Source organism: Pseudarthrobacter sp. H2 (assembly GCF_050157045.1).
Classification (GTDB): Bacteria; Actinomycetota; Actinomycetes; order Actinomycetales; family Micrococcaceae; genus Arthrobacter.
Map to the genome: position 1 here is coordinate 2,165,433 of NZ_CP189594.1, position 24,857 is coordinate 2,190,289.

Below are 24,857 nucleotides of genomic sequence, written 5' to 3' on the forward strand. Positions count from 1 at the left end.
CGGTTGCTGCTCAGCCGCGGGGACCGGGCGTCATGCAGCATTGAACTGCTGATAGCCGGCGGACTTGCTGTTGGCCGCCGTCCACAGGATCTTATCCAGCTCTTCACCGGTGGGCTGGTGGTTGTAGAGGAAGCGGAAGTAGTCGGTGACCTTGGCGCGCAGTCCGGATTCCGGCCGGGGAAACGCGATATCGGTGAGCCAGTGCCACATGAGCGGTGATTCCTGGCCCGGCGGGTCCCAGCGGTAGCCGCCGAGGGGAACCTTGTAGACACGCCGGGAGCGTACCGCCGAGACGTCCTGCCAGACCGGGTCCGCGTAGATGTCCTGGGGCATCGCTGCGTCGAAGTTGCCCAGCAGGATGACTTCCGGGTCCCACCTCAGGACCTGCTCCACGTCCAGGCCCACCATGCCGGTGCCGGGCAACGGGTCCGCTCCGGTTGCGGGGTTGGTGCCTCCGACGAGCTTGATGTAGAAGTCGTTGTAGGTGTTGGCCGCGGCGGCCTTGAGTCCGCCGGTGAAGCGGTTGAAGTAGAGAATGCTGGGGCCGGCGGAGGTCCGTCCTGCTGCGAGTGCCTTGATTTCGGCCAGTTCCTGGTCACTATGTGCCTTCATTTCGGTGGCCCGTTCAGGCTTGCCGAGCATGGCGGCGAACATTGCCACCCAGGCGTCCACATCCTCCTGTTTGCCGGTGTTCGCCAGCCCGATGACCTTCAGCCCGGCTTTTTCGAGGGGCTCGATCAGTTGGGCATCGGACCACTGGATCACGACGTCGGGGTTGAGGGCGCGGACGCTCTCGACGTTCGCGATGAAGTCCTGGCTGGCAATGTCATGCGGCAGGTCCAGGGCGGCGGGGAACATGGACCCCATGATGCCGTCGCGCATCGCCACCCACGATGCGTTGTGCATGGCGCCGAGATGGTCCGCGCCGCGGTCGACGGCGACCAGCAGTGATGCCGCCGGCATGGGTATGGTCACCACCTTGGTGACCGGCTTGTCGAACGTGACCGTCTTCCCGCGCTGGTCGGTGATGCTGATACTGCCGGCGGCTGCGGAGCTGGACGGGGCACCGGACGGGGAGGCCCCCGGCGCAGGGCCGGCGGCGCCGCACCCGGCCAGGACGGCCGCGGAGCCGCCCGCCACGAACACCTGCAGCACCGTGCGGCGGTCCAGCCCGGCGTTCGGATCGGCGTCCCGCATAATTTTGACCCCCTGTGCGTAGGTTCTTCACAGCATCCGCTCGAAGGGCATGGCTGTCAACGCCTCAGCCTGCCGGCTCCCGGTCCCTGCCGCCTCCTGTTCCCTCCTGCTCCCGCCCTGTTCCCTCCCTGCGGTCGGCTACTTGTCGCGGACCGGGCCCGGTGCTAGGTTCAGAAGACGTTTGCAGAAGGTGGCCAGGTGATGGTTGTCGACGGTGCCCAGTTGTTTGTCCGCTATGCCTACCCTCCGAATTCGAGGGGCAGCTGCGGGCCGCCGGACAGCGATGCGCTGTTGCACTATGGCCAGTCCGGCGTCACGGACCAGGGTCTCCGCGACCTGGCCAAGGGCTTCGCCGGCGCGTGGCCCTACCTGGAGCTGATTGCCGCCGCCACGGGCATCCCCGATCCCCTGAACGCCCGTGTAGTCGAGGCCTACTGGGTCGGAAACAGCCTGCTGGACGCCGTGGGCATCACCAACATCGGCAACTCGATGGAGGACCGCTTCCGGGCCCGCACCGGACGGCAGTTCCCGCATCTGGTGGAAGGCGTCCTGGCCGGCGGGGTGCCGCACCACAGTTTCCACGTGTTCGAGATCTATCCCTGGCTGGGATTGCTCCACGACGACCGCCGCCACGCCACGGCGCTGGCTGTGCTCGACCGGTGCCGGATCCGTTGGGGCGAGGTGCTGGCAGTCTCCGGCGATGACGCCGTGGTACGTTCCCGGCCGCTGGTTTGGGATGGGACGGCGCTGGCCGTGGGAGACCCCGTCGTGGAGTCGGCGAAGTACGCCGTGAATGGCACAGGGTTCGTGGCGGGCCTCGCGGCGGGAGACGTCGTTTCGCTCCACTGGGACTGGATCTGTGACCGCCTGTCCCCCCAGCAGCTGCACCGCCTGAAGCATTTCACCGCGCGGCACCTGAGGATCGCCAACAACGGGGTCGAACACCGCGGCGCCGCCATCGCGCTCGAACATTAGGAGCGCGCTGAATAATCGGCCGGATTAAGGCGCGGCTGCTGGAATCGAGGGTGTCGCGTTATTCGGCGACTACCGGCATTCCGGAGCTGGCTGGGGAAATGCGGCGCCGCGGAGACCCCGCTAGGTTTTTTCAACCCATTGGGCGCGCCACTGTGGTGCTTCGAATGCCTCACTCCAGTAGGCCGTTTCCTTGGCGATCCTGCCGTCCTGAAATTCAAGATGACAACCGTTTCATACTTTGGGCCGCCGTCATCCAACAACGCCTCGGCGACTACCAGATCACCGCCGCTGAGCAGTCGACGCGGCGTGATGGCCGGCAGTTATGGGAAGGCGTTGTAGATTCCCCTCCGATTCTCGGCGCCGCGCACGGTTTCTCCGGATTGCGGCCAGTGCATGACCGCATCGTCATGGAACAGCTCGTCCATGAGCTCCACACGACAGGCGCGGAATTCCGGAGCGATTCTACTCAGAAGCTTTCGCGTAGTTCGTGGCACCGAACCAATCGACCGTGACGACCGTTTCCTCGCCGACGACCCAGGCGTCGTGCCCCTGAGGGAGGCTCGTGACGTCACCCGGCCCTGCGACGAACTCGGTTCCATCATCCATGCGGATGGCCAGCCGCCCTGAGACGTGGTACTGGAAATGCGGCGCTTCGCAGCTCTCCGTTCCGGCGATCGGCTTGACGTCGTTCGACCATCGCCACCCCGGCTCCAGAGTCAGCCGGCCGATAGTTCCATCACCCATGTTCAAAATCTCGGCCTTGCCGTGCGGAAAGTTTCGGGTCTCGCTTGGCCTGCCAAAGTTCTCGTGCTCCACAGTGTTCATGTCTTGCATTTTCCTCCCGAACTGTGGTCTGCACCACAGTATTTGCCTACCGGTAGGTCAACGTCACGGACACTACTTTCGGCTCTCCGAAACTTATATCCGGGCCAATCACCCTGTAGGCACGGCGTGCCTTGTATCCGTCCGGCTTCCGCCGGGCGCTCCGGGCAAGCGACAACTGTCATGGGTGAGCGGGCAGCATTTCAGCCCGCGGCGGGCAGTGCGTCCGGGATGCGCGGCTTGGCGTTGCCGGCGAAGGTGAACTTGGCGTCGTCGCCTTCGCCGTCCACATCCACCACCACGATGTCGCCGCCGTGCAGCTCGCCGAAGAGGATCTTCTCGGAGAGCTGGTCCTCGATCTCGCGCTGGATGGTGCGGCGCAGCGGCCGGGCACCCATCGCGGGATCGTAGCCGCGGGTTGCCAGGAGCACCTTGGCCGCCGTGGTGAGCTCGATGCCCATGTCCTTGTCCTTGAGCCGCTTCTCCAGCCGGCCCACGAACATGTCCACGATCTCGATGATCTCGTCCTGGGTCAGCTGCGGGAACACCACAACGTCATCGACACGGTTCAGGAACTCGGGACGGAAGTGCTGCTTGAGCTCCTCCGTGACGCGGGCGCGCATCCGGTTGTAGCCGGTCTGCGTGTCCGTGCCCGACTGGAAGCCGGTGGCGACGCTCTTGGAGATGTCCCGGGTGCCCAAGTTGGTGGTCATGATGATCACGGTGTTCTTGAAGTCCACCACCCGGCCATGGCTATCGGTCAGGCGGCCGTCCTCCAGGATCTGCAGCAGCGAGTTGAACAGGTCTGCGTGGGCTTTTTCCACTTCGTCGAAGAGGACCACGGAGAACGGACGGCGCCGGACCTTCTCGGTCAGCTGTCCGCCCTCGTCGTAACCGACGTAGCCCGGAGGGGCACCGAAGAGGCGGGACACGGTGTGTTTCTCCGAGTACTCGGACATGTCCAGGGTGATCAGGGCGTCTTCTTCACCGAACAGGAACTCGGCCAGGGCCTTGGCCAGCTCTGTCTTGCCCACACCGGTGGGGCCGGCGAAGATGAACGAACCGCCCGGACGCTTCGGGTCTTTCAGGCCGGCCCGGGTACGGCGGATAGCCCGCGAAACCGACCTAATCGCCTCATCCTGGCCCACCACGCGCTGGTGCAGCTCGTCTTCCATCTTCAGCAGGCGCGAGGACTCCTCCTCCGTGAGCTTGAAGACCGGAATGCCGGTGGCATTCGCCAGCACCTCGGCGATCAGTTCCTCGTTGACCTCGGAAATGTCGTCCAGCCCGCCCGCCTTCCATCGGCGATCCTTCTCTTTGCGCACGATCACGAGTTTCTGCTCCTCGTCGCGCAGCGCTGCGGCGCCTTCGTAGTCCTGGGCGTCGATCGCGGATTCCTTCGCCAGCTTGAGTTCGGCAATGCTCCCGTCCATGACCTTGAGCTCCGGCGGGGCCGTCATCCGGCGGATGCGCAGCCGGGCACCGGCCTCGTCGATCAGGTCGATCGCCTTGTCCGGCAGGAACCGGTCCGAGATGTAACGCTCCGAGAGGTTCGCGGCGGCGACCAGCGCGCCGTCGGTGATGGTGACGCGGTGGTGCGCCTCGTACCGGTCGCGCAGGCCCTTGAGGATCTCGATCGCGTCGGCGACCGAGGGTTCCTTGACCTGGATCGGCTGGAAGCGGCGCTCCAGCGCGGCATCCTTTTCAATGTGCTTGCGGTAGTCATCCAGCGTGGTCGCACCGATGGTCTGGAGCTCGCCCCGGGCCAGCAACGGCTTCAGGATCGACGCCGCATCGATGGCGCCCTCGGCCGCACCGGCCCCGACGAGGGTGTGGATCTCATCAATGAATAAAAGAATGTCGCCGCGGGTGCGGATCTCCTTGAGGACCTTCTTGAGGCGCTCTTCGAAGTCACCGCGGTACCGGGACCCTGCAACCACTGAGCCCAGGTCCAGCGTGTAGATCTGCTTGTCCTTGAGAGTCTCGGGCACGTCGCCGCGGACAATCGCCTGGGCCAGGCCTTCGACGACGGCGGTCTTGCCGACGCCGGGCTCGCCGATCAGCACAGGGTTGTTCTTGGTGCGGCGGGACAGGACCTGCATGACGCGTTCCATTTCGGATTCGCGCCCGATCACCGGGTCCAGCTTGTTCTCACGCGCCGCCTGGGTCAGGTTGCGGCCGAACTGGTCCAGAACCACGGAACCCGCAGGAGTTACCTCCGCCTGGCCCGGGGCGACGCCGACACCGGAGGCTTCCTTTCCCTGGTAGCCCGAGAGCAGCTGGATGACCTGCTGGCGGACGCGGCCCAGGTCCGCGCCGAGCTTGACCAGCACCTGGGCGGCCACACCCTCACCCTCGCGGATGAGGCCCAGCAGGATGTGCTCGGTTCCGATGTAGTTGTGCCCCAGCTGCAGGGCCTCCCGGAGTGCGAGCTCCAGCACCTTCTTGGCGCGCGGGGTAAAGGGGATGTGGCCGGACGGGGCCTGCTGGCCCGGGCCGATGATCTCCTGCACCTGCTCACGGACGCCGTCGAGCGAAATGCCCAAGGACTCAAGGGCTTTGGCGGCAACGCCCTCACCCTCATGGATCAGACCCAAGAGGATGTGTTCGGTACCGATGTAACCGTGGTTCAGCATGCGTGCCTCTTCCTGGGCAAGCACAACTACTCGACGGGCACGGTCCGTAAATCGCTCAAACATTTCGCCACACTCCTGGCTACGACGTACTTTGATGCTACGTCGTCTCGGGCCCGCTTAGGTGCGTTCGCCGGAGGCAGAGTATTCGAGAGCCAGATTCATCTGACGTCCCGGGGTAAGCGGCAGGTTTTCGCACAACTATCTGGCGCGCCACGGCGAGTGGTCTCCCCGCAATGACACGTTGGATGCCGATTCAATTCCCGCCCCCAATCGAACCGGTTAATGACGAACAGCGGTTGCCCATCGGTGAAGTAGGTGGCGCCAAGCCCCCCGGACGTTGGAACCGGCGCAATTCTGGCGCTAGGGCGACTGGGGCGCGGCGCTGTCGGGATCCTCCGGAGGCTTCACGCCCGTGGCATCGCGCGGGGATGATTCGCCGGTGGGGCGGTCTGCCGGCGTCGGGTGCGTTCCGGTGTCCTCCCGGCCGGGTTCCTTGCCTTCCCCTTTGATCACATCCTCACCCCGCCTCGTGGTGCTCTCGCCGACTCCCTCGGGCGCCATCGCCGCGTCCTCAGGGGTCTCATCGGACCCTGGCTGGGCGGGCTCCTTCACCGGCGGTTCGCTCCCCCAGGCGCGCGCCGTGCCCGGGGCAGTCTCGTTGTCCGGCTGCGTCGAATTGGACGGATTGGATGGATTCGTGGGTGACATCATGCTCTCCTCGCTGTGCTTGTGTGCATTGCCCGTGACGGGCTGCCCTTACTCCGGCCCACCCTGTTCCCTGGGACGGCCCATGAGTTCCAGACCGCTCATCGCCTGCTCGGCGCCTGCAGCGTCCACCCGTTCCAGGGCGAAGCCCATATGGATCAGGACCCAGCTGCCGGGCGGCAGCGGCCCTTCGTCCAGGAGGCCGATATTGATTTTCCGCGGCACCCCTGCCACGTCCACGAGGGCGAGCTGGCCGCCGTAGCCCTCCACCAGCCCGATGATCTGGCCCGGTATTCCAAGGCACATGTGCGCACTTCCTTACGGATTGACCGAAGCGTGGAGGGCGAGAATGTCGGCGACGGCGGCCAGGGCCTCCGGCACAGCCGCTGCTACCGGCGCGGACAGGCCGATGCCTTCCGCCAGATCGGCGGGCACACAGCCCACCACGTACGTGAGTGGCAGCTCACCCCCCAAGGAACGCAGACGGCCCAGCACGGCCACCGGATCCATGCCGTGCGGGTCGAGGGACGCGCTGGAATCCAGATCCCCGCCCCGGACACGCAGCACCCTGATGCTTCCCGGGGCCGTGTCCTCGTCTCCGTCCGGCGGCATCGCATCCACCAGCACCAGGACGTCCACGCCTGCGAGCAGGTCGTAGGCCAGGTGCATGCCGCGGATGCCGTAGTCAACAACCGTGACGCGCTGCCCCGCCGGGTCCACGGACTGGTCCGCCGCGTTCGGGTCCCCGGCCGAGGCCAGCCGGCGGGCTACCTCCGGGCCGAATCCGTCATCACGCAGGAACATGTTGCCGACGCCGGCAACGAGGACGCTGGCCCCGCGCTTCGGGGATTCGACGCCGGTCCGGCCGGGCGGGAGCATGTGCATCACATCCGGCGCGCTTTGAGGTAGCGCCGGATGTCCGGCACGGAACGAATCCCGACGTATACGGCGCCTAGGGCCACCGCCGCCAGAACACAGACCGTGGCCATTCCAACAGCTCTCATTGTGCGTCTTCCTTTCCATCCTGAATCCTGGGTGCCGTCATGCCTGGCCCCGCGGCCCCTGGTCCCGTCATGCCTGGTCCCGCGGCCGGGGGGCTAGGTTCCAGCGGCTCCAGTTCATCCGGCGCATAGTAGAAGGACCTGCCGTAGCCTTCGTGGAGGTCCGCCGCCGGATCCTGTTCCAGGACCAGTCCCACGTGGGTGCTGCCGTCGACGTCGAAATGGACGCTGGTGACCCGGCCCGTCTGGCCGGCAAAAAAGAGGTCCTGGGCGTCGGCGCGCCGGCGCGGATGGACCCTGACCCGGCTGCCGCGGGCCACCGGAATCCCGTCAATCAGGACGGCGTCCAGCTCCGGCCGGACGCTGGCTTCGGCCTCCGGCTGCCACCAGCTCAGGTCACCGTCCCCGCCGTCGGGTGAGGCGCTGCCGGCCGGCAGGGTGGGCCCGGCCGGCAGGGTGGGGTCGGCCAGGGCATGCGGATTCCGCAGGACCCCGTGCAACTGCTGCAGTTCCTCCGCCGTCATGGCCTCGCAGCGGTCGATGACCGCGGCCGCCCGCGGATCGGTGGCGCGGGCCTCGGCTTTTTCCTCGTCGGTCAGCGTCAGCACGCGCAGCGTGAGGATCTCGTCGATTTCGGTGGAGTCATACAGCGCCACCGAGCTTTCCGGGGCCACCGCCGGGTGATCGTAGAGGATGATGGGCGAGACCAGCAGCACGTCGGTCTGTCCCTCCGGGCCGGCCAGCACCGGCCAGCAGCGGTGCTGGGAGCAGTGCCGGGCCGCGTCCGCGGCCCATCCGGGCGGTTCGAGAAGCGAGAGGAAATCCCCGTCCTGCACGCTCAACAGCAGGTGGGAGCCGATGAAGGACCGGGCGATCGCTTCCTCCTTGCTCCAGGCGTGCGGGGCCAGGGAGTCCGGAGGTGGCGGTGCGGTATTCGCCACGGTCACGCGCAGCCGCAGCAGCCGGCCGGTGACGACGGCGGCCTCCAGCCTGACTTCCGCGCTGAGGGCGTGGCGCCGTCGCACCAGCCGGCCGGCCGTGCGCCCGCCGGCGTCGGTAAGATCCTCGAAGTCCGTGCCGGCGGGTATCTCCACCGGCAACGTCTCCTCCGCGCCGGTCAGCCGCGCCAGCGGAAAGGGCCCCAGGGTGATTTCGTGCTCCACGGCCTCATCCCAGCTCAACCAGCGCGAGGCGCCGGCGGTGAGCTCGCCCACGGGGGCGAACCGGCCGGCGTCGTCCGCTTTTTCGGCGGTGCGCGTCTGAAGCTGCAGAAAGCGGAGGTGGACCTCCAGCTCCGACGCCGGGCCCGGGCTCAGCAGGCAGTCGGCGAACATGGCCGGCTCTTCCCCGGTGCCGGCGTCCGCGGCGCCCGGCGGCCCCAGAATGCCGAACTGCCAGCGGGCCTGGTTCTTCTGCGAGGACGCCCGGTAGGGGTACAGGAGGTAGCCCTCGTAGAGGACGGCGTCGGCGACGGCGCGCGCGAGGCTGAGGCTCATGTTCATCGGAGCGGGTCTCCCGCCACATCCGCGGCGGCGCCGGCCAGCAGACCCTCCACCGCAGCTTCCCAGGACGTGAGTCCGCGTGCGGACTTGTACTGTGCCAGGGCTGCCAGGACGTTCCGGTCCAGGCGGATCCACCCCGCGTTGGGGAAATACTGGTCCATCAGCAGGCGCCAGGCCTCCACGGGAAGCCGGTAGGAGGCCTCGAGATCCCAGGGCACCGGTTCCACCCCGAATCCCGTCTGGCCTCTCGTGAAGACCGTCCCGGAGAACAGCAGCTCCAGCGGGATCTCGCCGTCGTGCAGGGCATGCAGGTACTTGGAGGCGGCAACGTCGAAGTCAAAGGTGCACGGCAGCGGCAGCTCGATTTCCGTCTCCCCGGTGAAGCCTTGCACCACGGTGCTGCACTGCATCCAGAGGAAGGACTTGAGGGTATTGGGCCAGCGGCCGCGGTCGCCGAAGAGGTCCAGCAGCCCGGGTTCCTCCCCGGCGGTGTAGCCGCGGCGCTGGGGCAGGATGCGGACCTGGCAGCGCAGCGCGATGGCATGGACCACTGCTCCGGTTGCCTCGGTCAGCCTCAGGCGGGCGGTCAGTTGCGGGGCGGCGGCGTACGGTTCGGGTTGGATGTCCAGGACGGCGAAGGCCAGTTCGGTCATTGGGTGCCTCCGGGGACGGTGTCGCGGTTTTCCTCGTGCACCGGCTTGCTGCGGCTGCTGACCCGGGCGAAAAACGCGGCGAGCTGCTCGCGGGCCTCCTGCCCGCCGTCGAACCCGCGCCACCGGCGCCGGAGCTGCCCGACCAGTTCATAGCAGGCGTCCACGGGGACGAGGTGGCAGTCGGCCTGGGGGCGGCCCGGGCCGGGACCGCGGATCAGCAGCGCCTCGGTGTCCGGGGCCGCGCGGCCCAGGGCCGGGTTCCTGGCCAGCACGGCGGCCCAGGCGTCCAGCGGAAGCTCGGATTCGGTGGCGCCGGCAGGACCGGGATAGAAGGCGACGGTGCGGTCGAGTTTGGAGCTGCGGAAGAAAAAGGCGAGGCCCACCGGAATTTCCAGCTCGTCCCACTGGCCCGGACCCAGCTCGAAATCAGGAAAGGAGAAGTACCGGTCCGGCACGGAACGGTACCGGAGATGGGCGGTGCTGTCGGTGAAGAGGAGGTAGCACGGCCGGCACGTGCACATCATGGCGTGGCTCTCCAGATCCACGACGTGCTGATGCGTCTCCGGGAGGGGTTCCCCGCACATCTCGCAGCGTTCGCCGGCGGCGGGGGCGGGCGGGGCGACGGCGATCCGGCGCAGCAGCGCCACCGGCAGGCTGCCGGAGCCCGGCGTACGGCCGGAGGCGGCGGACTCCCCCGGGTTCATCTCAGCCGCCCTGTCCGGAAGGGACCGGCACGGCAACGGACATCACGCCGCCCCGGACCAGCAGGGGCAACGGGTCCAGGTGCAGGCCCTTGTCCTCCAGGCAGGCGCCGGCCTGCCGCACATCGAAGTGTGCCCGGCAGCCCGGGCAGCGCAGCAGGCCGCCGCCGGACGGTGCCGCGAGCGCGCGCTGCAGCGTGGCTCCCGCCATGGAACCGGCGCAGCGGGGGCAATAGTCGCGGTAGGCGTACACGTCCTGCCCGGTCCGGCAGGCCAGCACCGGGTACCCGTCGACGAGGAACCCCGCCACGTCGCCGGGTTCCAGCCGGGCGATCTCCGGGACGGGTTCCCAGGACCCGCCGGCATGGAGCTGCCAGCTTTCTTCGGCTGTCCCGCCGGCCTGGGCCGGCAGCTGGTTGACGCGGACGAGCAGGGCGTCGACGGGGATCAGCGCCGGCGCGGCGGCATGTTTTTCCTCCTCGACGACTTCGATGGCCGTCACCTCCGGCGCGGCGGATTCGATGGCCTCTTCGACGGCGAACTTGAGCGTGACGGCCGACGACGGGCAGCCCTGGCAGGTCCCGAGCAGCCGCAGCCGCACCACGCCCTCGGTGCTGATGTCCATCAGCTCGACGTTGCCGCCGTGGGATCCCAGGTAGGGCCTGACGCTGTCCAGCGCGGCTGCCACGCGGGTTTCCAAGTCCTGGGGGTGGAGCCCGTGGATGATGAGCAGGCTGGATACCAGGTCGTCGGAGGTCAGCGCCGCCAGCGTGGCGCCGTCGAGTTTGCCGTGTTCATCGAGGATTTCCAGGATCCGCTCCAGGCCCGAGCCGTAAAGGTCCGTGACCTGCCGCACCAGGTCCTCGGCCCGCCCGCGGGCCACCGCCCCGCCGGCGCCGAGGGCGTCGAGGAGGGTGCCGATCCGTTCGCCCGCCTGCAGCGCCCGGTCCTGGCCGTGCATGGCCGGTTACTCTCCGGTCAGGGACTGGGTCGGGGAATGCAGCTTGTCCAGGGTCTGGCCGTTGCCCAGATACATGTGGACGCCGCACGGGAGGCACGGGTCAAAGCTGCGGACAGTGCGCATGATGTCGATGCCCTTGAAATGCTCGCGGTCATTCTCCTCAAAGATCGGCTGGCCCTGCACGGCATCCTCGTAGGGGCCGGAGACGCCGTCCGAATCCGTGGGACTGGCGTTCCACGGGGTCGGCGGGTAGGGGTGGTAGTTGGCGATCTTGCCGTCGCGGATCACCATGTGGTGGGACAGGACGCCCCGCACCGCCTCGGTGAAGCCGCAGCCGATCGCTTCATCGGGGACCTCGAAGGTTTCCCACGTCTTGGTCCTGCCGGCGCGGATTTCCTCGAGGGCCTTTTCCGCGAAGTGCAGGGCTGCAGCGGCGGCATACGCCTGGAAGTACGTGCGGGCCCGGTTGCGTTCCAGCGTGTTGCTCCACTGCGGAATGTTCCACTCGAAGGACACCGGCCCCTTCAGCGCGGTCTTGGGGAGGTTGATCTGGACGCTCCTGCCGGTGGACTTGATGTAGCCGATGTCCACCAGCCCGGCGAGCGCCGTGGCCCAGAGCCGGGCCAGCGGTCCCCCGCCGGTATCCAGCGCCAGGTTGTTCTCGCCGTCGAACCAGCGCGGGGACATGACCCAGCTGTATTTCTCCGCCAGGTCCCGTTTCTGCGGTTTCGGGTTCGTGTGCTGGTTCCAGGGATGGCGGCGGTCCACCGGATTGCCCAGCGGATCATGGGTGACGAACATTTCCTGGTCTTCCCAGTCCTCGTAGTAGGAGGAACCGAGCATGATCCGGATGCCCAGGTTGATCCGCACCAGATCCGTCGTGACCAGTTTGCCGTCCACCACCACGCCGGGGGTGACGAACATCTTCCGGCCCCACTCGGTCATGTCCTTGTACTCGAAGTTGCAGTAGTCCGGATCCTGGAGGGATCCCCAGCAGCCGAGCAGCGTGCGCCGCAGCCCCACCTGTTCGTAGCCCGGCAGGGCCTCGTAGAAGAAGTCGAACAGGTCGTCATGCATCGGGACGACTTTTTTCATGAATTCGACGTACCGCATCAGCCGGGTGATGTAGTCGGTCATCAGCTGGATGGTGGCCACGGTTCCGACGCCGCCCGGATAGAGCGTGGACGGGTGCACGTGGCGTCCTTCCATGAGGCAGAACATCTCGCGGGTCAGCCGGCTGACCTGCAGCGCCTCCCGGTAGAACTCCCCGGTGAACGGGTTGAGCGAGCGCATGATGTCGGCGATGGTGCGGTAGCCGTGGTCTCCCTCGTGCGGGGCGCGGGTGTTCTCGGCCTTGGCCAGGACGCCGGGGTTGGTTTCGGACACCATCTTTTCGCAGTAGTCCACGCCGACGAGGTTTTCCTGGAAAATGTTGTGGTCGAACATGTACTCGGCCGCTTCGCCGAGGTTCACAATCCATTCGCCCAGATTCGGGGGCTTCACGCCATAGGCCATGTTCTGCGTGTAACAGGAGCAGGTGGCGTGGTTGTCGCCGCAGATGCCACAGATGCGGCTCGTGATGAAGTGGGCGTCCCGCGGGTCCTTGCCCTTCATGAAGATGGAATAGCCGCGGAAGATCGAGGAGGTGCTCTTGCACTCCACCACCTGGTTGTTCTCGAAATCGATCTTGGTGTAGATGCCGAGGCTGCCGACGATCCTGGTAATGGGATCCCACGCCATCTCCACCAGCTTGTTGTTACCCGCTTCGCTCCCGGACTGCATTGGAATCGTGGAGGTCATTGTGCTTCACCTGTCTGGACGTGTGGAGGGGTTTCTACCAGGTGCGCTGGGCGCCGGTAAGGAGCTCGGGTCCGGGCCGGCGCCACTTCGGCTCCTGGTCCAGGGTGTGGGTGGTGATGCCGCGGAGGGCCCTGATGGCGGCCCCGTAGGGGCGGATGCTGTTGGTGGACAGCTTGCCTCCCGGGGGCTCGTCCATGAAGGGCATGAACTTGTCCGGGAAGCCCGGCATGGTGCAGCCGATGCAGATGCCGCCGACGTTCGGGCAGCCGCCGATGCCGTTCATCCACCCGCGCTTGGGCACGTTGCACTTGACCACGGGACCCCAGCATCCGAGCTTGACGATGCACTTCGGGGAGCCGTACTCGGTGGCGAAGTCGCCCTGCTCGTAGTACCCTGCCCGGTCACAGCCCTCGTGCACGGTCTTGCCGAACAGCCAGGTAGGCCGCAGCGCCTCGTCGAGCGGGATCATTGGGGCCTGGCCGGTGGCCTGGTAGAGCAGGTACGTCATGGTCTCGGAGAGGTTGTCCGGCTGGATCGGGCAGCCCGGGACACAGACGATGGGGATGCCGGCCTTGGACTTCCAGTCATAGCCGAGGTAGTCCGGGACTCCCATGGCACCGGTAGGGTTTCCCGCCATGGCGTGGATGCCGCCGTACGTCGCGCAGGTTCCGGCTGCAATGATGGCAGTGGCTTTCGGCGCCAGACGGTCCAGCCACTCGCTGGTGGTGATGGGCTGGCCGGTCTCCAGGTCGTTGCCGAAGCCGCACCAGTAGCCCCCGGGGTCGTGCAGTTTTTCGTTGGGGATGGACCCCTCGACGACCAGGACGAACGGCTCCAGTTCCCCGCGGTCCGCCTTGCGGAACCATTCCAGGAAGTCGTCGGCCCCTTCCTGGGGTCCGCACTCGAAGTCGATCAGGGGCCAGTGCATGGCGATCCGGGGCAGGCCGGGCAGTGCGCCGAGGGCGATCTCCTCGACGCTGGGCTGGGTGGCGGCCGTCAGGGCGACCGAATCGCCGTCGCAGCTCAGTCCGGCGTTGATCCACAGGACGTGGATCAGGGCTTCTTCGGCCTTGAGGGAAGTTTCAGTAGGCATTGTTGCCTCTTTCAGTGGCCCGCCAGGGGCTTAATGTGCGTCTGTCAGGGATTCAGTCAAGGTGTCTGACCGGGTGCTGGCGTTGTCGAGCCAGTCATACCAGCCGGCGAGGCCTTCGCCGGTGGTGGCCGAAAGGACCAGGAAGTGGGCGTGGGAGTTGAGCTGCCGGATCTGGCGCAGGCACTCGTCGACGTCGAATTCAACATAGGGAAGCAGATCCGCCTTGTTGACGATCACGAGGTCGGCTGCCCTGAACATGTGGGGGTATTTTTGTGGTTTGTCATCACCTTCCGTAACCGAAACGACTACTACTTTGGCTGTTTCGCCGAGGTCAAACAGGGCCGGGCAGACGAGGTTGCCGACGTTTTCGATGAAGACCGTGGATCCCGTCTGCGGGTCGAGGGCGTCGAGCCCGCGCCGGAGCATGTCGGCGTCGAGATGGCATCCGGCGCCGGTGTTGATCTGGATCACCGGGCGGCCCACAGCACGGATCCGGTCCGCGTCCAGGGACGTCTCCTGGTCCCCCTCGATGACCCCGGCGTTCAGGCGCGCTCCCAGTTCGGTCAGGGTGCGGACCAGCAGGGTGGTCTTGCCTGCCCCCGGTGAGCTCATCACGTTCAGCGCCCGGATTCCCCGGCCGGCAAGCCAGCCGCGGTTCCGGGCCGCCAACAGGTCGTTCTTGGCGAGCAGGTTCTGCTCCAGGGTGACGGTCTCGGGGTGGTGGACGGTGTGTTCGTGGCCCGGGCCGTGTCCGTGCGGATGCGGGTGGTCATGGCCCTCGGCATGGACGTGCGGATGGTCATGGCCGTCGGCGTGGACGTGCGGGTGCTCGTGTTCCAACATGCCTTGGAGTTCCTGGAGGGTCGAAACCCGGGTGTTGGCCTCATCGCCGCAACCGCATGTTGTACACATCTTCTACGCCACCTCCACCGACATCAGCATGAGTTCGCGGCCGCTGAGCACTTCGACGTCGGCGCTGCCGCAGGGGCAAAGGAGGATCAGGTCCGGCAGCACGAATTTCCCGGCACAACTCCGGCACCGGGCCACCCCCTCCGGCTCATCGATCTGCAACCGTGCGCCGGCCAGCGGAGTGCCGGCAGCAACTACGTCAAAACAAAAACGCATGGCATCAGGCAGTACGCCTGACAGGGACCCGACCCGAAGGTTGACCGCAGCAACCGGCCGTTCGCCCGTGCGGTCCAGAACGGCGTCAACCAGGCCCTGCATGATGGAAAGCTCGTGCATGGTCGCGCTCCTTCCTGCCAAGATAGGCTCGCAGCGGACAAAGCGCAACCATCCACTTTGACACGAAGGTATACTGCCGCTAAGTGGACGAAGTCATCCCGGCAATCTGCATCTTCTGTGGAATCAGAGGCTGGAATCATGAAGCAACCGGAGGAGCGACCGGAGGCCGCGCGACCGGCCCGGGCCGGTCGCCCACGAGGCGTCCTGACCGGCCGGGAGTGGGCATCGCTTGGCGGGATGGCCGGGTTTGTCGCCCTCCTGCACCTCCTCGGCTGGGGCGTGCTGGCAGGAGTGGCGGCACCGGGAAACTTCCCCGCCGGCGCCACCGGCGCCTTTGGCATCGGTCTCGGCGTGGCGGCCTACACGCTCGGCCTGCGCCATGCTTTCGACGCCGACCATATTGCGGCGATTGACAACATCACGCGGAAACTCTGCGGCGAGGGCAAGCGAAGGATGTCCGTGGGATTCTGGTTTTCCCTGGGCCACTCGAGCGTTGTGTTCGGCATGTGCGCCCTGCTGGCGGCCGGAATCCGGAGCCTGGCAGACCGGACGGCGGCCGGCACGGCGGAACTTCATTCCTTTCTGGGGCTCTTCGGCACCACCGTCTCCGGGCTGTTTCTGTACTGCATCGGCATTGTGAATTTGGGGGTCCTGCTGGGCACGATCAGGTCCGTCCGGCGGATGCGCAATGGTGACTACGGTGCGGCCGAGGCGGACCGGCAGGTGTCCGCGAACCGGGGTCTGGTGAACCGCGTTCTCGGCCGGGTAACGCGATCGGTCCGGCGTCCCTGGCAGGTGTATGGCGTCGGACTGCTGTTCGGGCTCGGGTTCGATACGGCCACGGAGGTCAGCCTGCTGATCCTGGCAGGCGGGGCGGCGGCGTCGACGCTTCCGTGGTACGCGATCCTCACGCTGCCCGTCCTGTTTGCCGCCGGCATGAGCCTGCTGGACTCCATCGACGGCTGCCTCATGAACTTCGCCTACGGCTGGGCGCTGTCCAAGCCGGTCCGCAGGATCTATTACAACATCGTCGTCACCGGGCTTTCCGTCGCCGTTGCCCTGGGCATCGGCTCGGTCGAGCTGATTTCGATCGCGGTGGAACGGATCGGGATCAGTACGGGCCCGTTGGCTGACATCGGCGGACTTGATTTGAGCTCGGTCGGGTACACGGTTGTTGCCTTGTTCGTCACCACGTGGATCCTCGCGCTGGCGGTGTGGCGGTTCGGCCATATTGAGGAACGGTGGACCAGCCCCCTCCGGGACGCCGACGCCGGCCGCGACCGCTAGACCGGACCAGCGGAGGGCGGGGCAGCGCACAGCCCGGTCCCGGCGAAACCCGGCAACACCACCGCGTCCAGCAGGTCGCTCGCCGCAGCAGTTGCCGCAGGCGCCGTTCCGGTCCCAGCGAGGCCGTATCCGCATCCGTGAAGAGGATCCGGTACATGATCCACGCCACGACCCTATCGACAATATCTTCAGGAAGACGTCAACGACACCGTCCAGCTCATGGTGCTCACCGGCCCCAACATCCGTTTCATCGACGGCATCGAGTCCGAAGAGGACCTGCGCGTCAAGGCCAGGATGGGGGACCTCGTGCCGGCCTATTGCTCCGCCGGGGGCAAGGCGATCCTGGCCGAGCTCGGCAACGTGGAAGTGGAGGAGAAATACCGAGGTGGCCTGACGCCGTGGCTTATCGCCAGGATCCACACCACGCCAGCGCTCAAGCGGCAACTGACACGGGCGCTCGAACTGAGCCGGCTTCCGCAGCACCGGAAACCCCGCCGTCGGGCGTGCCCGATGGCGGGGTTCCTGTGTTCTCCCTGCGGGCCGGCCGGCCGCGGGGCGGCGCCCGGTTGTTACGCGGGGCCGCGGCGGCCGGTCAGCTGCGTTTGAGGAAGATGCTGACGTCGTCGTTGCTGATCAGGTCCGGCACGGTCCAGCCGTCCAGGTCGTATTCGGCCAGGCACTGGTCCGCGAAGCCCTTCATGTAGTCCGTGGTGCCCTGCGCCTGGGCGGCGAAGAGGATCTCGGCCTTGACGTTCTCGTGGTTGCCGGAGTAGTTCCGTTCGTAGAGTTCGTGCCGGCCGCCGAACTCGGTGCCGATGGAGTCCCAGAGCAGCTTCATCAGCTTCACCCGGTCCACGGCCTCGACGCCGTCGGAGCCGCGGACGTACTTGTCCAGGTACGGCCGGATCTCCGGGGTCTTGAAGTCCAGCGCGGAGGAGTTGAGGTAAATCAGCCCGGACGCGACGTCCTGTTCGATGATCTCCTTGATCCGCGGGTAGCCGATGGACATGAACATCCGGTAGGACAGGCCGTAGTCCAGCTTGGGCAGCACGGTCCCGTTCGGGCCCGGGTCCGGGTTGAACGTCATCCCGTCGATCAGCGCGTAGAACATGTTCCGCCAGCCCAGGACCTCGCCCACGCGGGTCTGGACGCCGCGGAAGTCCTGGGTCCCGGCGATCTCCAGGGCCTTCATCAGCAGACCGGCGATGAAGTCCAGCTTGGTGGCCAGCCGGATCACACCCTGGAAGGTGAAGCGGTTGAGGAAGCCGGTCTGCGGGAAGAAGTTGTTGATCTTCTCCACGTCCCCGTAGGCGAAGACGTTCTCCCACGGGATCAGGACCTTGTCGAAGACGAACACGGAGTCGTTTTCGTCCATCCGGCTCGAGAGCGGGTAGTCGAACGGAGTGCCCATCACCGCGGCCTGGTGGCTGTAGGAGGCACGGCTGATCAGCTTCACGCCCGGCGCGTCCATCGGGACGGTACAGATCAGCGCGAATTCCTTGCGCTTGATCGGCAGCCCGTAATGGGCGATGAAGTTGTAGTTGGTGATGGCCGAGCCGGTCGCGACGACCTTCGCGCCGGAGACGATCAGCCCCGAGTCGGTTTCCTTCTCGACCTTCATGAACACATCGCCGACCTCGTCCGGCGGCAGGTGCCGGTCCACCGGCGGGTTGATGATCGCGTGGTTCCAGTACAGGACCTTCTCCTGGGACTCCTTGTACCAGCGCTTCGCGTTCTCCTGGAACGGCTCGTAGAAGTCCGGCATCCCGCCCAGGGTGCCCAGGAACGCGGCCTTGTAGTCCGGGGAACGCCCCAGCCAGCCGTAGCTCATCCGCGCCCAGGTCTCGATCGCGGTCCGGTCCTGCTTGAGGTCCTCCACGCTGTGCGGGGTCCGGAAGTAGGACATCGTCTTGCCCCCGGACCCGGTGTCCGTGGGCACCATCAGCTTGTCCTGCAGCTCCGGCTTGTGCATCGCATCGTACAGCCGTGCCACCATCCGGATGGAGTTCCGGAACGCCGGGTGCGTGGTGACGTCCTTGACCCGCTCACCATAGATCCACACCTCGCGGTCGTCCTGGAGGGAGGCGATGTATTCATCCCCCGTCATCGGCATCTTCGGGTTGGCAGGGGTGGTCCGCTCATCCATCGACGGAGTGGACGAGGGAACCTGATCCGTGGCCTCGGTCATGATCGTTCCTTTCAGGTATGTGTCAGGGCTAAAGGCTGGTAAAGGGCTTGAAGGAACGGGCGCCGGCGAACCAGCCCGATTCGGGGGCGTCACCGGAGTGGTCCCAGGGCGCCCCTTCAACAAGGCGTCCGATCTGGCGGAACTTCCCGCCGAAGAACAGGAGCGGTTCGCGCCTGGTGATCTCCATGGCGATGACTTCGCCCACCACGATGATGTGGTCGCCGCCGTCGTAGATGTTCCAGGGCCGGCATTCCAGGGTGGCTGCGTTCTTCGTCAGGACGGGGACGTTGCCGTCCAGGGCCCACTCCGGCTCCTCTGTCATGACCTTGCCGGCGAAGTGCAGGGCAACGTCCATCTGCTCGAGGGAGAGGATGTTGATGGCGAACGGGGCGCCTTCGAGGTAGCGGGCGGCCCGTGAGGTGCGGGTCAGCGTGACCTGGGCGAGCGGCGGATCCAGCGACACGGCGGTGAACGCGTTGACAGTGGCACCATGCGGCACACTATCCTCCGACCGGCACGTGACAACCGTGACTCCGGTGGCAAACGTGCCGAAGGCGTGGCGCAGTTCCCGGGTATCAATGGCGGCCTTGACTGCTTCCTGAGTCACTGGCGACTCCTTTTGTTTGGCCTGATTTTGGCAACGCGGCATCAGGGCAGGCCGTGTGGGTTGGATGGCGGCTGGCGGAAATACCCCCACCCGCCGGTAATGGAGTGCTGCCGTGCGCCGGACCGGGGGGTCAGTCCCGCGGGTCGAGGATGAAGTCGTAGGTGACTTCACGGCCTGCGCCGTCAGCGCGCCCGGTGGGGGCGAGGACGAGTTCCGGCTTCACGGCCGAGGCGATGTCATCGGCGATGTGTTTGTCGCCTTCGAAGTAGAGCTGGGTGGTGATGAGCTGGTGCTCGGCAGCCGAAACCTTCAGGTGGATATGGGCCGGGCGCCAGGCGTGCCAGCCGGCGGCCGAGATCAGGGCTCCGCAGGCGCCGTCCGTGGGGATCTGGTACGGCGCGGGCTGGATGGTGTTGATCTGGAACTTGCCCTGCTCGTCCGCGGTGATGGAGCCGCGGAGGTTCCATTCCGGCAGGCCCGGGGCAAACTGGGAGTAGAAGCCCAGGTCATCGGCGTGCCAGATCTCGATCAGGGCACCGGGGAGCGGTTCGCCGGCGACGTTCCTGACCTCGCCCTGGAACAGCAGCGGAGTGCCCGGCTCGTCCTCGCGCATCGGCAGCGTCGCGGGACTCTGCTGGACGGGGGCATCCGGGATGTAGTATGGGCCCTCGATGGTGCCCTTGGAGCCGTGCCGGTTGGCGTTGGCGACCTCCTCGACGGAGTGCTCCACCCAGACGTCCAGGAACAGCGGCCATTCGCCGGTTTCGCCGACGCTGATGAGCCAGGACTTGAAGGCGTTGTATTCGTCGTACGTGACTTTCTCGTCCGTGACGATGTCATTGACGGCCTTGACGAGCCGGCTGGCGAGGGCGTTGACCCGCTCCTGGCTGGTGGCGCCTTCGACGTGCTTGTTCTCCCTGAAGCGGGCTGTTGCCCCTGCGCCCGAAGCGGCGGCCGTGGCCTGGGATTCCGTCGTCATGACGACTCCTTTGTCGATGCACGATATCTACGGTGGCCGGTGTGACGGCCGGTGGATGCGGGAACCCGGGCCGCTGTGCCCTGTCTCACATCTTCATATGTAACTACGCTAGACCTGGAATTGAGTGAAGTAAAGTACTTATTTTCGGGTCATTGAAAGCTCCTGCGTATCAATCGTTGCGAGGGTACTGGGTCAGCTGTTCGACGGCGGAGGGTGCTTGGCGAGGACCGTCGACGGGCACGCCGAACACATCCTGAGCAATCGCGGCTTCGTTTCGCGGGCCCAGATTGCCTCCGGGGCGGCCCGGGAAACGGTTCCGCCGCCGCCCTGAGCGGCAGCAACCCCCGCCGTCGTGAGCGGCACCGAGGCTCGACATGCCGCACCAGAAACCGCGGCCGGCCCCGACATCAATCGGGACCAACCGCGGTCCGGTGGATCAAGGCTCAGCGGCGGCCTGCCGCGGCGGGCTCGGGAAGCGCACCGGCGTCGGCGGCACCGGAACCGTACAGTCCGTCGTGGGACGGGGCCAGGGGCTGGCCGTCACGGTTCTTCAACAGCGTGACCGCCACGAGGGCGAACACCGTGAACAGGGCCAGGTAGGCCGAGACGGACATGGTGGTGCCGGTCGCGGTCTGCAGCCAGGTGGCGATCATGGGGGCGAAGGCGCCCCCCAGGATGGAGCCCAGGGCGTAGGCTATGGAGGCCCCGGAATACCGTACCCGCGCCGGGAAGGCCTCGGCGAACATGGCCGACTGCGGTCCGTAGGACAGGCCCAGGCCAATGGTCAGGATGACCAGGGAGGCTCCGAGACGCAGGATGTTTCCGCTGTTGATCATCAGGAACATGGGGAAGACCCAGAGGATCTGGGCAGCGAACCCGATCTGGAAGGTGCGCTTGCGGCCAATCCGGTCGGACAGCGCGCCGCCCCAGGCGGTCGTGGCGATCCAGGCTGCCGCGGCGATGGAAACCGCGACCAGGACGGCGGTCCGGTCCATCTTGAGCACCGTCGTGGCGTAGGACAGGACGTAGCCGCCGGTGATCATGTAGCCGGCGACCCCGACGCCGACGAAGGTCACGGAACAGAGGACCAGCGGCTTCCAGTGGAAGCGGAACAGCTGCGCCAGCGGCATCTTCGATGCCTCCTTGCTGGCCTGCAGTTCGGCGAAGACGGGGCTTTCCGCCACCTTGGAACGGATGATCAGGCCCACGGCGAACAGCACGATGCTCAGCACGAACGGGATGCGCCAGCCCCAGGCGAGGAAGGCCTCGTTGCTCATGGTCGCGGTGGTGATGCCCAGGACAACCGTGGCGAGCAGCATGCCGGCGGGCACGCCCATCTGCGGGAAGGAGCCAAAGAGCCCGCGGCGGTTGGCCGGCGCATGTTCGACGGCGAGCAGCGCGGCGCCGCCCCATTCGCCGCCGGCGGAGAACCCCTGGAGAATGCGCAGGACGACCAGCAGGATCGGGGCCGCGACACCGATCTGGGCATAGCCCGGCAGGAATCCGACGGCGACGGTGGCGCCGCCCATCAGGAACAGTGTCAGCACCAGCATCGCGCGGCGGCCGAGGCGGTCACCCAGGTGCCCGGCGACGATGGCACCGAGCGGACGGAAGATGAAGCTGACGCCGACGGTCGCGAAGGCGGCGAGCGTGGCATTGGCGGGCCCCAGCGGCTCGAAGAACAGCTTGCCGAAGACCAGCGCCGCCGCATTCGAGTAGATGAAGAAGTCGTACCACTCAATGGTGGTACCGACCATCGTTCCTGCGACGACGCGGCGGTCTTCGCGGCTCATGGTTGAAACGGGCATGGCTCTCCTAGAGCGCTAAAGAATGCAGGGAATAGGTCAGAGGGACGGTCAGGGACGCTTCTGGGCCAGGGCGATCAGCTCTGCCAGCCGCTGCGGTTCCGGGTGGTCGTCCGCGAGGAGCAGGACAAGCTTGGCCAGCAGCACGGTGTGCTCGGCGGCGGGAGTGGCGTCCAGCGCATCGCTGACACCCTTCCAGACCTCTTCGACGCGCGCGGCGTCGGGCTCGACCTCGCGGAGTTCCGGTTCCGACGGGACGTGGCCCTCCGCGGCGCCGGCCCGGACGCCCCGGAGGATTTCCGCGGTGTCGAATGCACGCTCCGTGTCGATCCGGGCCAGCAGCAGTCCCTCGGGGCGGATGACGAACGCCTCGTTGGGGTTGGTGCCGAACTCCCCGGCCAGCCGCTGCCGGGCGGCGTCGTCAAGGACGACGGCGCGCGCACCTTCCAGCGGGAAGGCCGCGGCAAACGCCTCGGCCAGGCCGGCCAGGACACCGGCGACCGGCTGGCTGCCGACCATGATGAAGCCGACGCCGCCCTCACCGAGGAGAGTGCGGGTTTTGTCTTCCGAGAGGTACACGTCCGGCACGGGATCCCCGGGCTGCGCACCGGTGGAATCAGCTGCGGCAGCCTGGTCATTGGACCAGTTGATGGCGGAGCCGTGCGCGTGGGTGGCGGAGGACTGGCGCGGGTTGATCAGGTTCCGGAAGACCGGGCGGTCATTCGCGATGGCCAGCACAGCCCTGCGCGTGGTCTTGTAACCCAAAGTGCCGGGGGTCATGAAGAGGGTGCTCAGCCTGGCGTTGGCGATGTTCTGTTCCCAGGCGTTGCGGCGCTCCCAGGCGTAGACGTCCAGGAGCGTCGGATCCGCGTCGCCGTTGATGACGGAGGCCAGGGTCCAGCTCAGGGTGCTGGCATCCTCTGCGCCGGAGTTGAGGCCGCGGACACCGAAGATCGGCACCAGATGGGCGGCGTCCCCCGCGAAGAGGACACGGCCGTGCCGGTAGCTGTCGAGGGACAGCGCGCGGGCCTGGTAGAGGCTGGACCAGACCAGCTCATACTCTTCGTCCGGCATGCCCAGCCACGCGAAGTGGCGGGCGATCCGCTCCCGGATGCGGTCAGGCTGGGTTTCGGCGGCCGCGTCGTCGGCGTCGTCCAGCTGGTAGTCCACGCGCCAGATATCGTCCGGCTGCTGGTGCATGATGATGGTCGAGCCGGGGTTGCTGGCGGGATCGAACCAGACCTTGCGCTCGGTGGGCCACCGGCTCTTCCAGCGGATGTCCGCGATGACGTAGCGGCCCTCATAGCTGGTGCCGCTCAGGCGCAGGCCCAGCTGGCTCCGCACCTCGCTGCGGGCGCCGTCCGCGGCGACCACCCAGGCGGCGGACAGGGTCCGTTCCCCGGCCGGGGTCTCGATCCGCAGTTCCACGGAACCGGGGTGCTCCGTGCACTTGGTGAGCCTGGCCTCGAACAAGACGGTGGCCAGGGGCTCGGCGCGGAGAATGTCGATGAGATGCTGTTCGATGACCGCCTGGGAAATATTGACCATGGCGGGCCGGACGCTGGCCGGGGAGGAAGGCATCTCGAAACTGAGGACTTCTTCGTCGCGGTAGAAGCTGCGGCCCCGCGACCAGAGGAGGGAATCATCCTGGACCAGGTCTCCTGCGCCGAGGCGGTCCAGCACCTCAAGGGTGTGGCGGGAGGTGCAGATGGCCCGCGAGCCGACAGAGGCCGAGTTGCCCGCTTCCACCACCACCGTGCGGATGCCGCGGCGCACCAGCCCGAGCGCGGTGATCAGGCCGATCGGGCCGCCGCCGACGACGACGGCCGGGTGGGGCTGGGCCCAGAAGTCCCTCGGCTTCTCTTCGTAGCTGTACTGCGCTGGCTGCTCGCTCATCGTGCTCCTATGAACTGGCGATCGAATGGTCGTTCGGTATGCCATGTTAGGAGGATCACAAAGGTTTAGTCAATACGTGTATTACTTTCGCAGGCGAGGAGGCCCTCCCGGCCTGTCAGTTCCTCGCCTTGGCGCCCACCTGCTCGCGCTGGGACATCAGCTTCTCCAGCAGCATCACCAGCAGGTCCTGCTCAATGTCCGTCAGGACCGAAGCCCAGCTCGTCTCCCGCCGGTTCTGCTCCCGGAAGATGTCCCGGATCTCCGCCAGCCCCGCGTCGGTGAGGGTCAGCGTGACGGCACGGCCATCGACTGCCGCGGCCTCCTTCCGCAGCAGGCCCCTGGCAACCAGGGTCTTGCCCAGGTTGGACACCGCGGCCCGGCTCATCCCTGCCAGATTGGCCACCACGTTGGGTTCCATAGGCCCTGCCAGCCAGAGGACGAACATCATCCGGAAGGCGGACCAGGATCCGCCGCGCGGGCGGTGGATGCTCGACTCCAGGTCGTAGGTCACGAGGCTGGCGGCGCGGTTCAGGGTGAGGATCACCCGCGTGGCCCTCGCGTCATTGTCATCAAACTCGTGGTCCAGCCGCTCTTTGGCCAGCTCCACGAAGGACCAGTAGTCCAGATCCTTGGCGCTCCGCTCCGTTACGTCCGGCTCCGCGCCCTGCTGCTCAGTCATGCCGCCCAATGTACCCCAGCCGCATCATCCCGACTCCACCCCCTGGTCCCGGCGGGGAAAGCGGTGACGGGGCTCGCCATATTTAGTAAATGCGTTTATCATTTTGGGAGACCGCAAATCACGAA

Annotated in this window: 23 protein-coding genes and 1 pseudogene; 3 read left to right on the forward strand and 21 right to left on the reverse strand. The window is 66.7% G+C overall.

The window, feature by feature from the left end; all coding sequences use genetic code 11:
• Positions 1-30: 30 nt before the first annotated feature.
• Positions 31-1,197 (reverse strand): ABC transporter substrate-binding protein, encoded by a 1,167-nt coding sequence (locus ACQCSZ_RS10225; RefSeq protein WP_427007881.1) that lies wholly within the window; start codon positions 1,195-1,197, stop codon positions 31-33.
• A gap of 201 nt (positions 1,198-1,398) precedes the next feature.
• Here ACQCSZ_RS10225 and ACQCSZ_RS10230 point away from each other — a divergent pair, with 201 nt between their 5' ends.
• On the forward strand, positions 1,399-2,172 hold the full coding sequence (locus tag ACQCSZ_RS10230; protein ID WP_427008307.1) for a DUF6390 family protein: 774 nt from the start codon (positions 1,399-1,401) through the stop codon (positions 2,170-2,172).
• 462 nt (positions 2,173-2,634) lie between these two features.
• Here ACQCSZ_RS10230 and ACQCSZ_RS10235 read toward each other — a convergent pair whose 3' ends face one another.
• The 14 genes from ACQCSZ_RS10235 to ACQCSZ_RS10300 form a co-directional block, all read right to left on the reverse strand.
• Positions 2,635-2,997, reverse strand: coding sequence for a cupin domain-containing protein (locus ACQCSZ_RS10235; RefSeq protein ID WP_427007882.1), 363 nt, complete (start codon positions 2,995-2,997; stop codon positions 2,635-2,637).
• A 200-nt stretch (positions 2,998-3,197) separates the two neighbouring features.
• On the reverse strand, positions 3,198-5,693 hold the full coding sequence (locus ACQCSZ_RS10240; protein ID WP_427007883.1) for an ATP-dependent Clp protease ATP-binding subunit: 2,496 nt from the start codon (positions 5,691-5,693) through the stop codon (positions 3,198-3,200).
• 297 nt (positions 5,694-5,990) lie between these two features.
• Positions 5,991-6,341, reverse strand: a complete 351-nt coding sequence (locus ACQCSZ_RS10245; RefSeq protein WP_427007884.1) for a hypothetical protein — start codon at positions 6,339-6,341, stop codon at positions 5,991-5,993.
• Positions 6,342-6,386: 45 nt separating this feature from the next.
• A complete protein-coding gene (locus tag ACQCSZ_RS10250; protein ID WP_427007885.1) occupies positions 6,387-6,641 on the reverse strand; it encodes a HypC/HybG/HupF family hydrogenase formation chaperone in 255 nt (84 codons plus the stop codon).
• 12 nt (positions 6,642-6,653) lie between these two features.
• Complete coding sequence (locus ACQCSZ_RS10255; RefSeq protein ID WP_427008308.1) at positions 6,654-7,220, reverse strand: hydrogenase maturation protease; 567 nt, start codon at positions 7,218-7,220, stop codon at positions 6,654-6,656.
• Entirely contained in the window at positions 7,220-7,339 is a 120-nt protein-coding gene (locus ACQCSZ_RS10260) for a DUF6893 family small protein (protein ID WP_427007886.1), read from the reverse strand. The genes ACQCSZ_RS10255 and ACQCSZ_RS10260 overlap by 1 nt, the downstream gene beginning before the upstream one ends.
• Positions 7,336-8,838 carry a hypothetical protein gene (locus ACQCSZ_RS10265; protein ID WP_427007887.1) on the reverse strand — a complete coding sequence of 501 codons (1,503 nt, stop codon included), beginning with the start codon at positions 8,836-8,838 and terminating at the stop codon, positions 7,336-7,338. Before ACQCSZ_RS10265 ends, ACQCSZ_RS10260 begins: the two co-directional genes overlap by 4 nt.
• Entirely contained in the window at positions 8,835-9,491 is a 657-nt protein-coding gene (locus ACQCSZ_RS10270) for a DUF6084 family protein (protein WP_427007888.1), read from the reverse strand. The genes ACQCSZ_RS10265 and ACQCSZ_RS10270 overlap by 4 nt, the downstream gene beginning before the upstream one ends.
• Positions 9,488-10,195 carry a DUF5947 family protein gene (locus ACQCSZ_RS10275; protein ID WP_427007889.1) on the reverse strand — a complete coding sequence of 236 codons (708 nt, stop codon included), beginning with the start codon at positions 10,193-10,195 and terminating at the stop codon, positions 9,488-9,490. Before ACQCSZ_RS10275 ends, ACQCSZ_RS10270 begins: the two co-directional genes overlap by 4 nt.
• A 1-nt stretch (position 10,196) precedes the next feature.
• Positions 10,197-11,153, reverse strand: coding sequence for a NifU family protein (locus tag ACQCSZ_RS10280; RefSeq protein ID WP_427007890.1), 957 nt, complete (start codon positions 11,151-11,153; stop codon positions 10,197-10,199).
• Positions 11,154-11,159: 6 nt separating this feature from the next.
• On the reverse strand, positions 11,160-12,953 hold the full coding sequence (locus ACQCSZ_RS10285) for a nickel-dependent hydrogenase large subunit (protein WP_427007891.1): 1,794 nt from the start codon (positions 12,951-12,953) through the stop codon (positions 11,160-11,162).
• A 34-nt stretch (positions 12,954-12,987) separates the two neighbouring features.
• A complete protein-coding gene (locus tag ACQCSZ_RS10290) occupies positions 12,988-14,046 on the reverse strand; it encodes a hydrogenase expression protein HypE (protein WP_211879227.1) in 1,059 nt (352 codons plus the stop codon).
• A gap of 30 nt (positions 14,047-14,076) precedes the next feature.
• Positions 14,077-14,889 carry a hydrogenase nickel incorporation protein HypB gene (hypB, locus tag ACQCSZ_RS10295; RefSeq protein WP_427007892.1) on the reverse strand — a complete coding sequence of 271 codons (813 nt, stop codon included), beginning with the start codon at positions 14,887-14,889 and terminating at the stop codon, positions 14,077-14,079.
• A gap of 72 nt (positions 14,890-14,961) precedes the next feature.
• Positions 14,962-15,291, reverse strand: a complete 330-nt coding sequence (locus ACQCSZ_RS10300; protein WP_427007893.1) for a hydrogenase maturation nickel metallochaperone HypA — start codon at positions 15,289-15,291, stop codon at positions 14,962-14,964.
• A 138-nt stretch (positions 15,292-15,429) separates the two neighbouring features.
• Here ACQCSZ_RS10300 and ACQCSZ_RS10305 point away from each other — a divergent pair, with 138 nt between their 5' ends.
• Both ACQCSZ_RS10305 and ACQCSZ_RS10310 read left to right on the forward strand, forming a co-directional pair.
• The gene (locus ACQCSZ_RS10305; protein ID WP_427007894.1) at positions 15,430-16,578 is read left to right on the forward strand and encodes a HoxN/HupN/NixA family nickel/cobalt transporter; all 1,149 of its coding nucleotides are present in this window, start codon (positions 15,430-15,432) and stop codon (positions 16,576-16,578) included.
• A gap of 180 nt (positions 16,579-16,758) precedes the next feature.
• Positions 16,759-17,184: pseudogene (locus ACQCSZ_RS10310) on the forward strand (IclR family transcriptional regulator domain-containing protein); the annotation flags it as partial.
• Here the strand turns inward: ACQCSZ_RS10310 and ACQCSZ_RS10315 are convergent.
• The 6 genes from ACQCSZ_RS10315 to ACQCSZ_RS10340 all read right to left on the reverse strand — a co-directional run bounded on the left by ACQCSZ_RS10315 (position 17,171) and on the right by ACQCSZ_RS10340 (position 24,732).
• On the reverse strand, positions 17,171-18,766 hold the full coding sequence (locus ACQCSZ_RS10315) for a 4-hydroxyphenylacetate 3-hydroxylase family protein (RefSeq protein ID WP_427007895.1): 1,596 nt from the start codon (positions 18,764-18,766) through the stop codon (positions 17,171-17,173). The pseudogene ACQCSZ_RS10310 and the gene ACQCSZ_RS10315 sit on opposite strands and share 14 nt — an antisense overlap.
• Before the next feature lie 28 nt (positions 18,767-18,794).
• Positions 18,795-19,373, reverse strand: a complete 579-nt coding sequence (locus ACQCSZ_RS10320; protein ID WP_427007896.1) for a flavin reductase family protein — start codon at positions 19,371-19,373, stop codon at positions 18,795-18,797.
• A 130-nt stretch (positions 19,374-19,503) separates the two neighbouring features.
• Positions 19,504-20,352 carry a catechol 1,2-dioxygenase gene (gene catA / locus ACQCSZ_RS10325; RefSeq protein ID WP_427007897.1) on the reverse strand — a complete coding sequence of 283 codons (849 nt, stop codon included), beginning with the start codon at positions 20,350-20,352 and terminating at the stop codon, positions 19,504-19,506.
• A gap of 443 nt (positions 20,353-20,795) precedes the next feature.
• The gene (locus ACQCSZ_RS10330) at positions 20,796-22,160 is read right to left on the reverse strand and encodes an MFS transporter (protein WP_427007898.1); all 1,365 of its coding nucleotides are present in this window, start codon (positions 22,158-22,160) and stop codon (positions 20,796-20,798) included.
• A 48-nt stretch (positions 22,161-22,208) separates the two neighbouring features.
• On the reverse strand, positions 22,209-24,053 hold the full coding sequence (locus ACQCSZ_RS10335; protein WP_427007899.1) for an FAD-dependent monooxygenase: 1,845 nt from the start codon (positions 24,051-24,053) through the stop codon (positions 22,209-22,211).
• A 115-nt stretch (positions 24,054-24,168) separates the two neighbouring features.
• A complete protein-coding gene (locus ACQCSZ_RS10340) occupies positions 24,169-24,732 on the reverse strand; it encodes a MarR family winged helix-turn-helix transcriptional regulator (protein ID WP_427007900.1) in 564 nt (187 codons plus the stop codon).
• Positions 24,733-24,857: the final 125 nt, after the last annotated feature.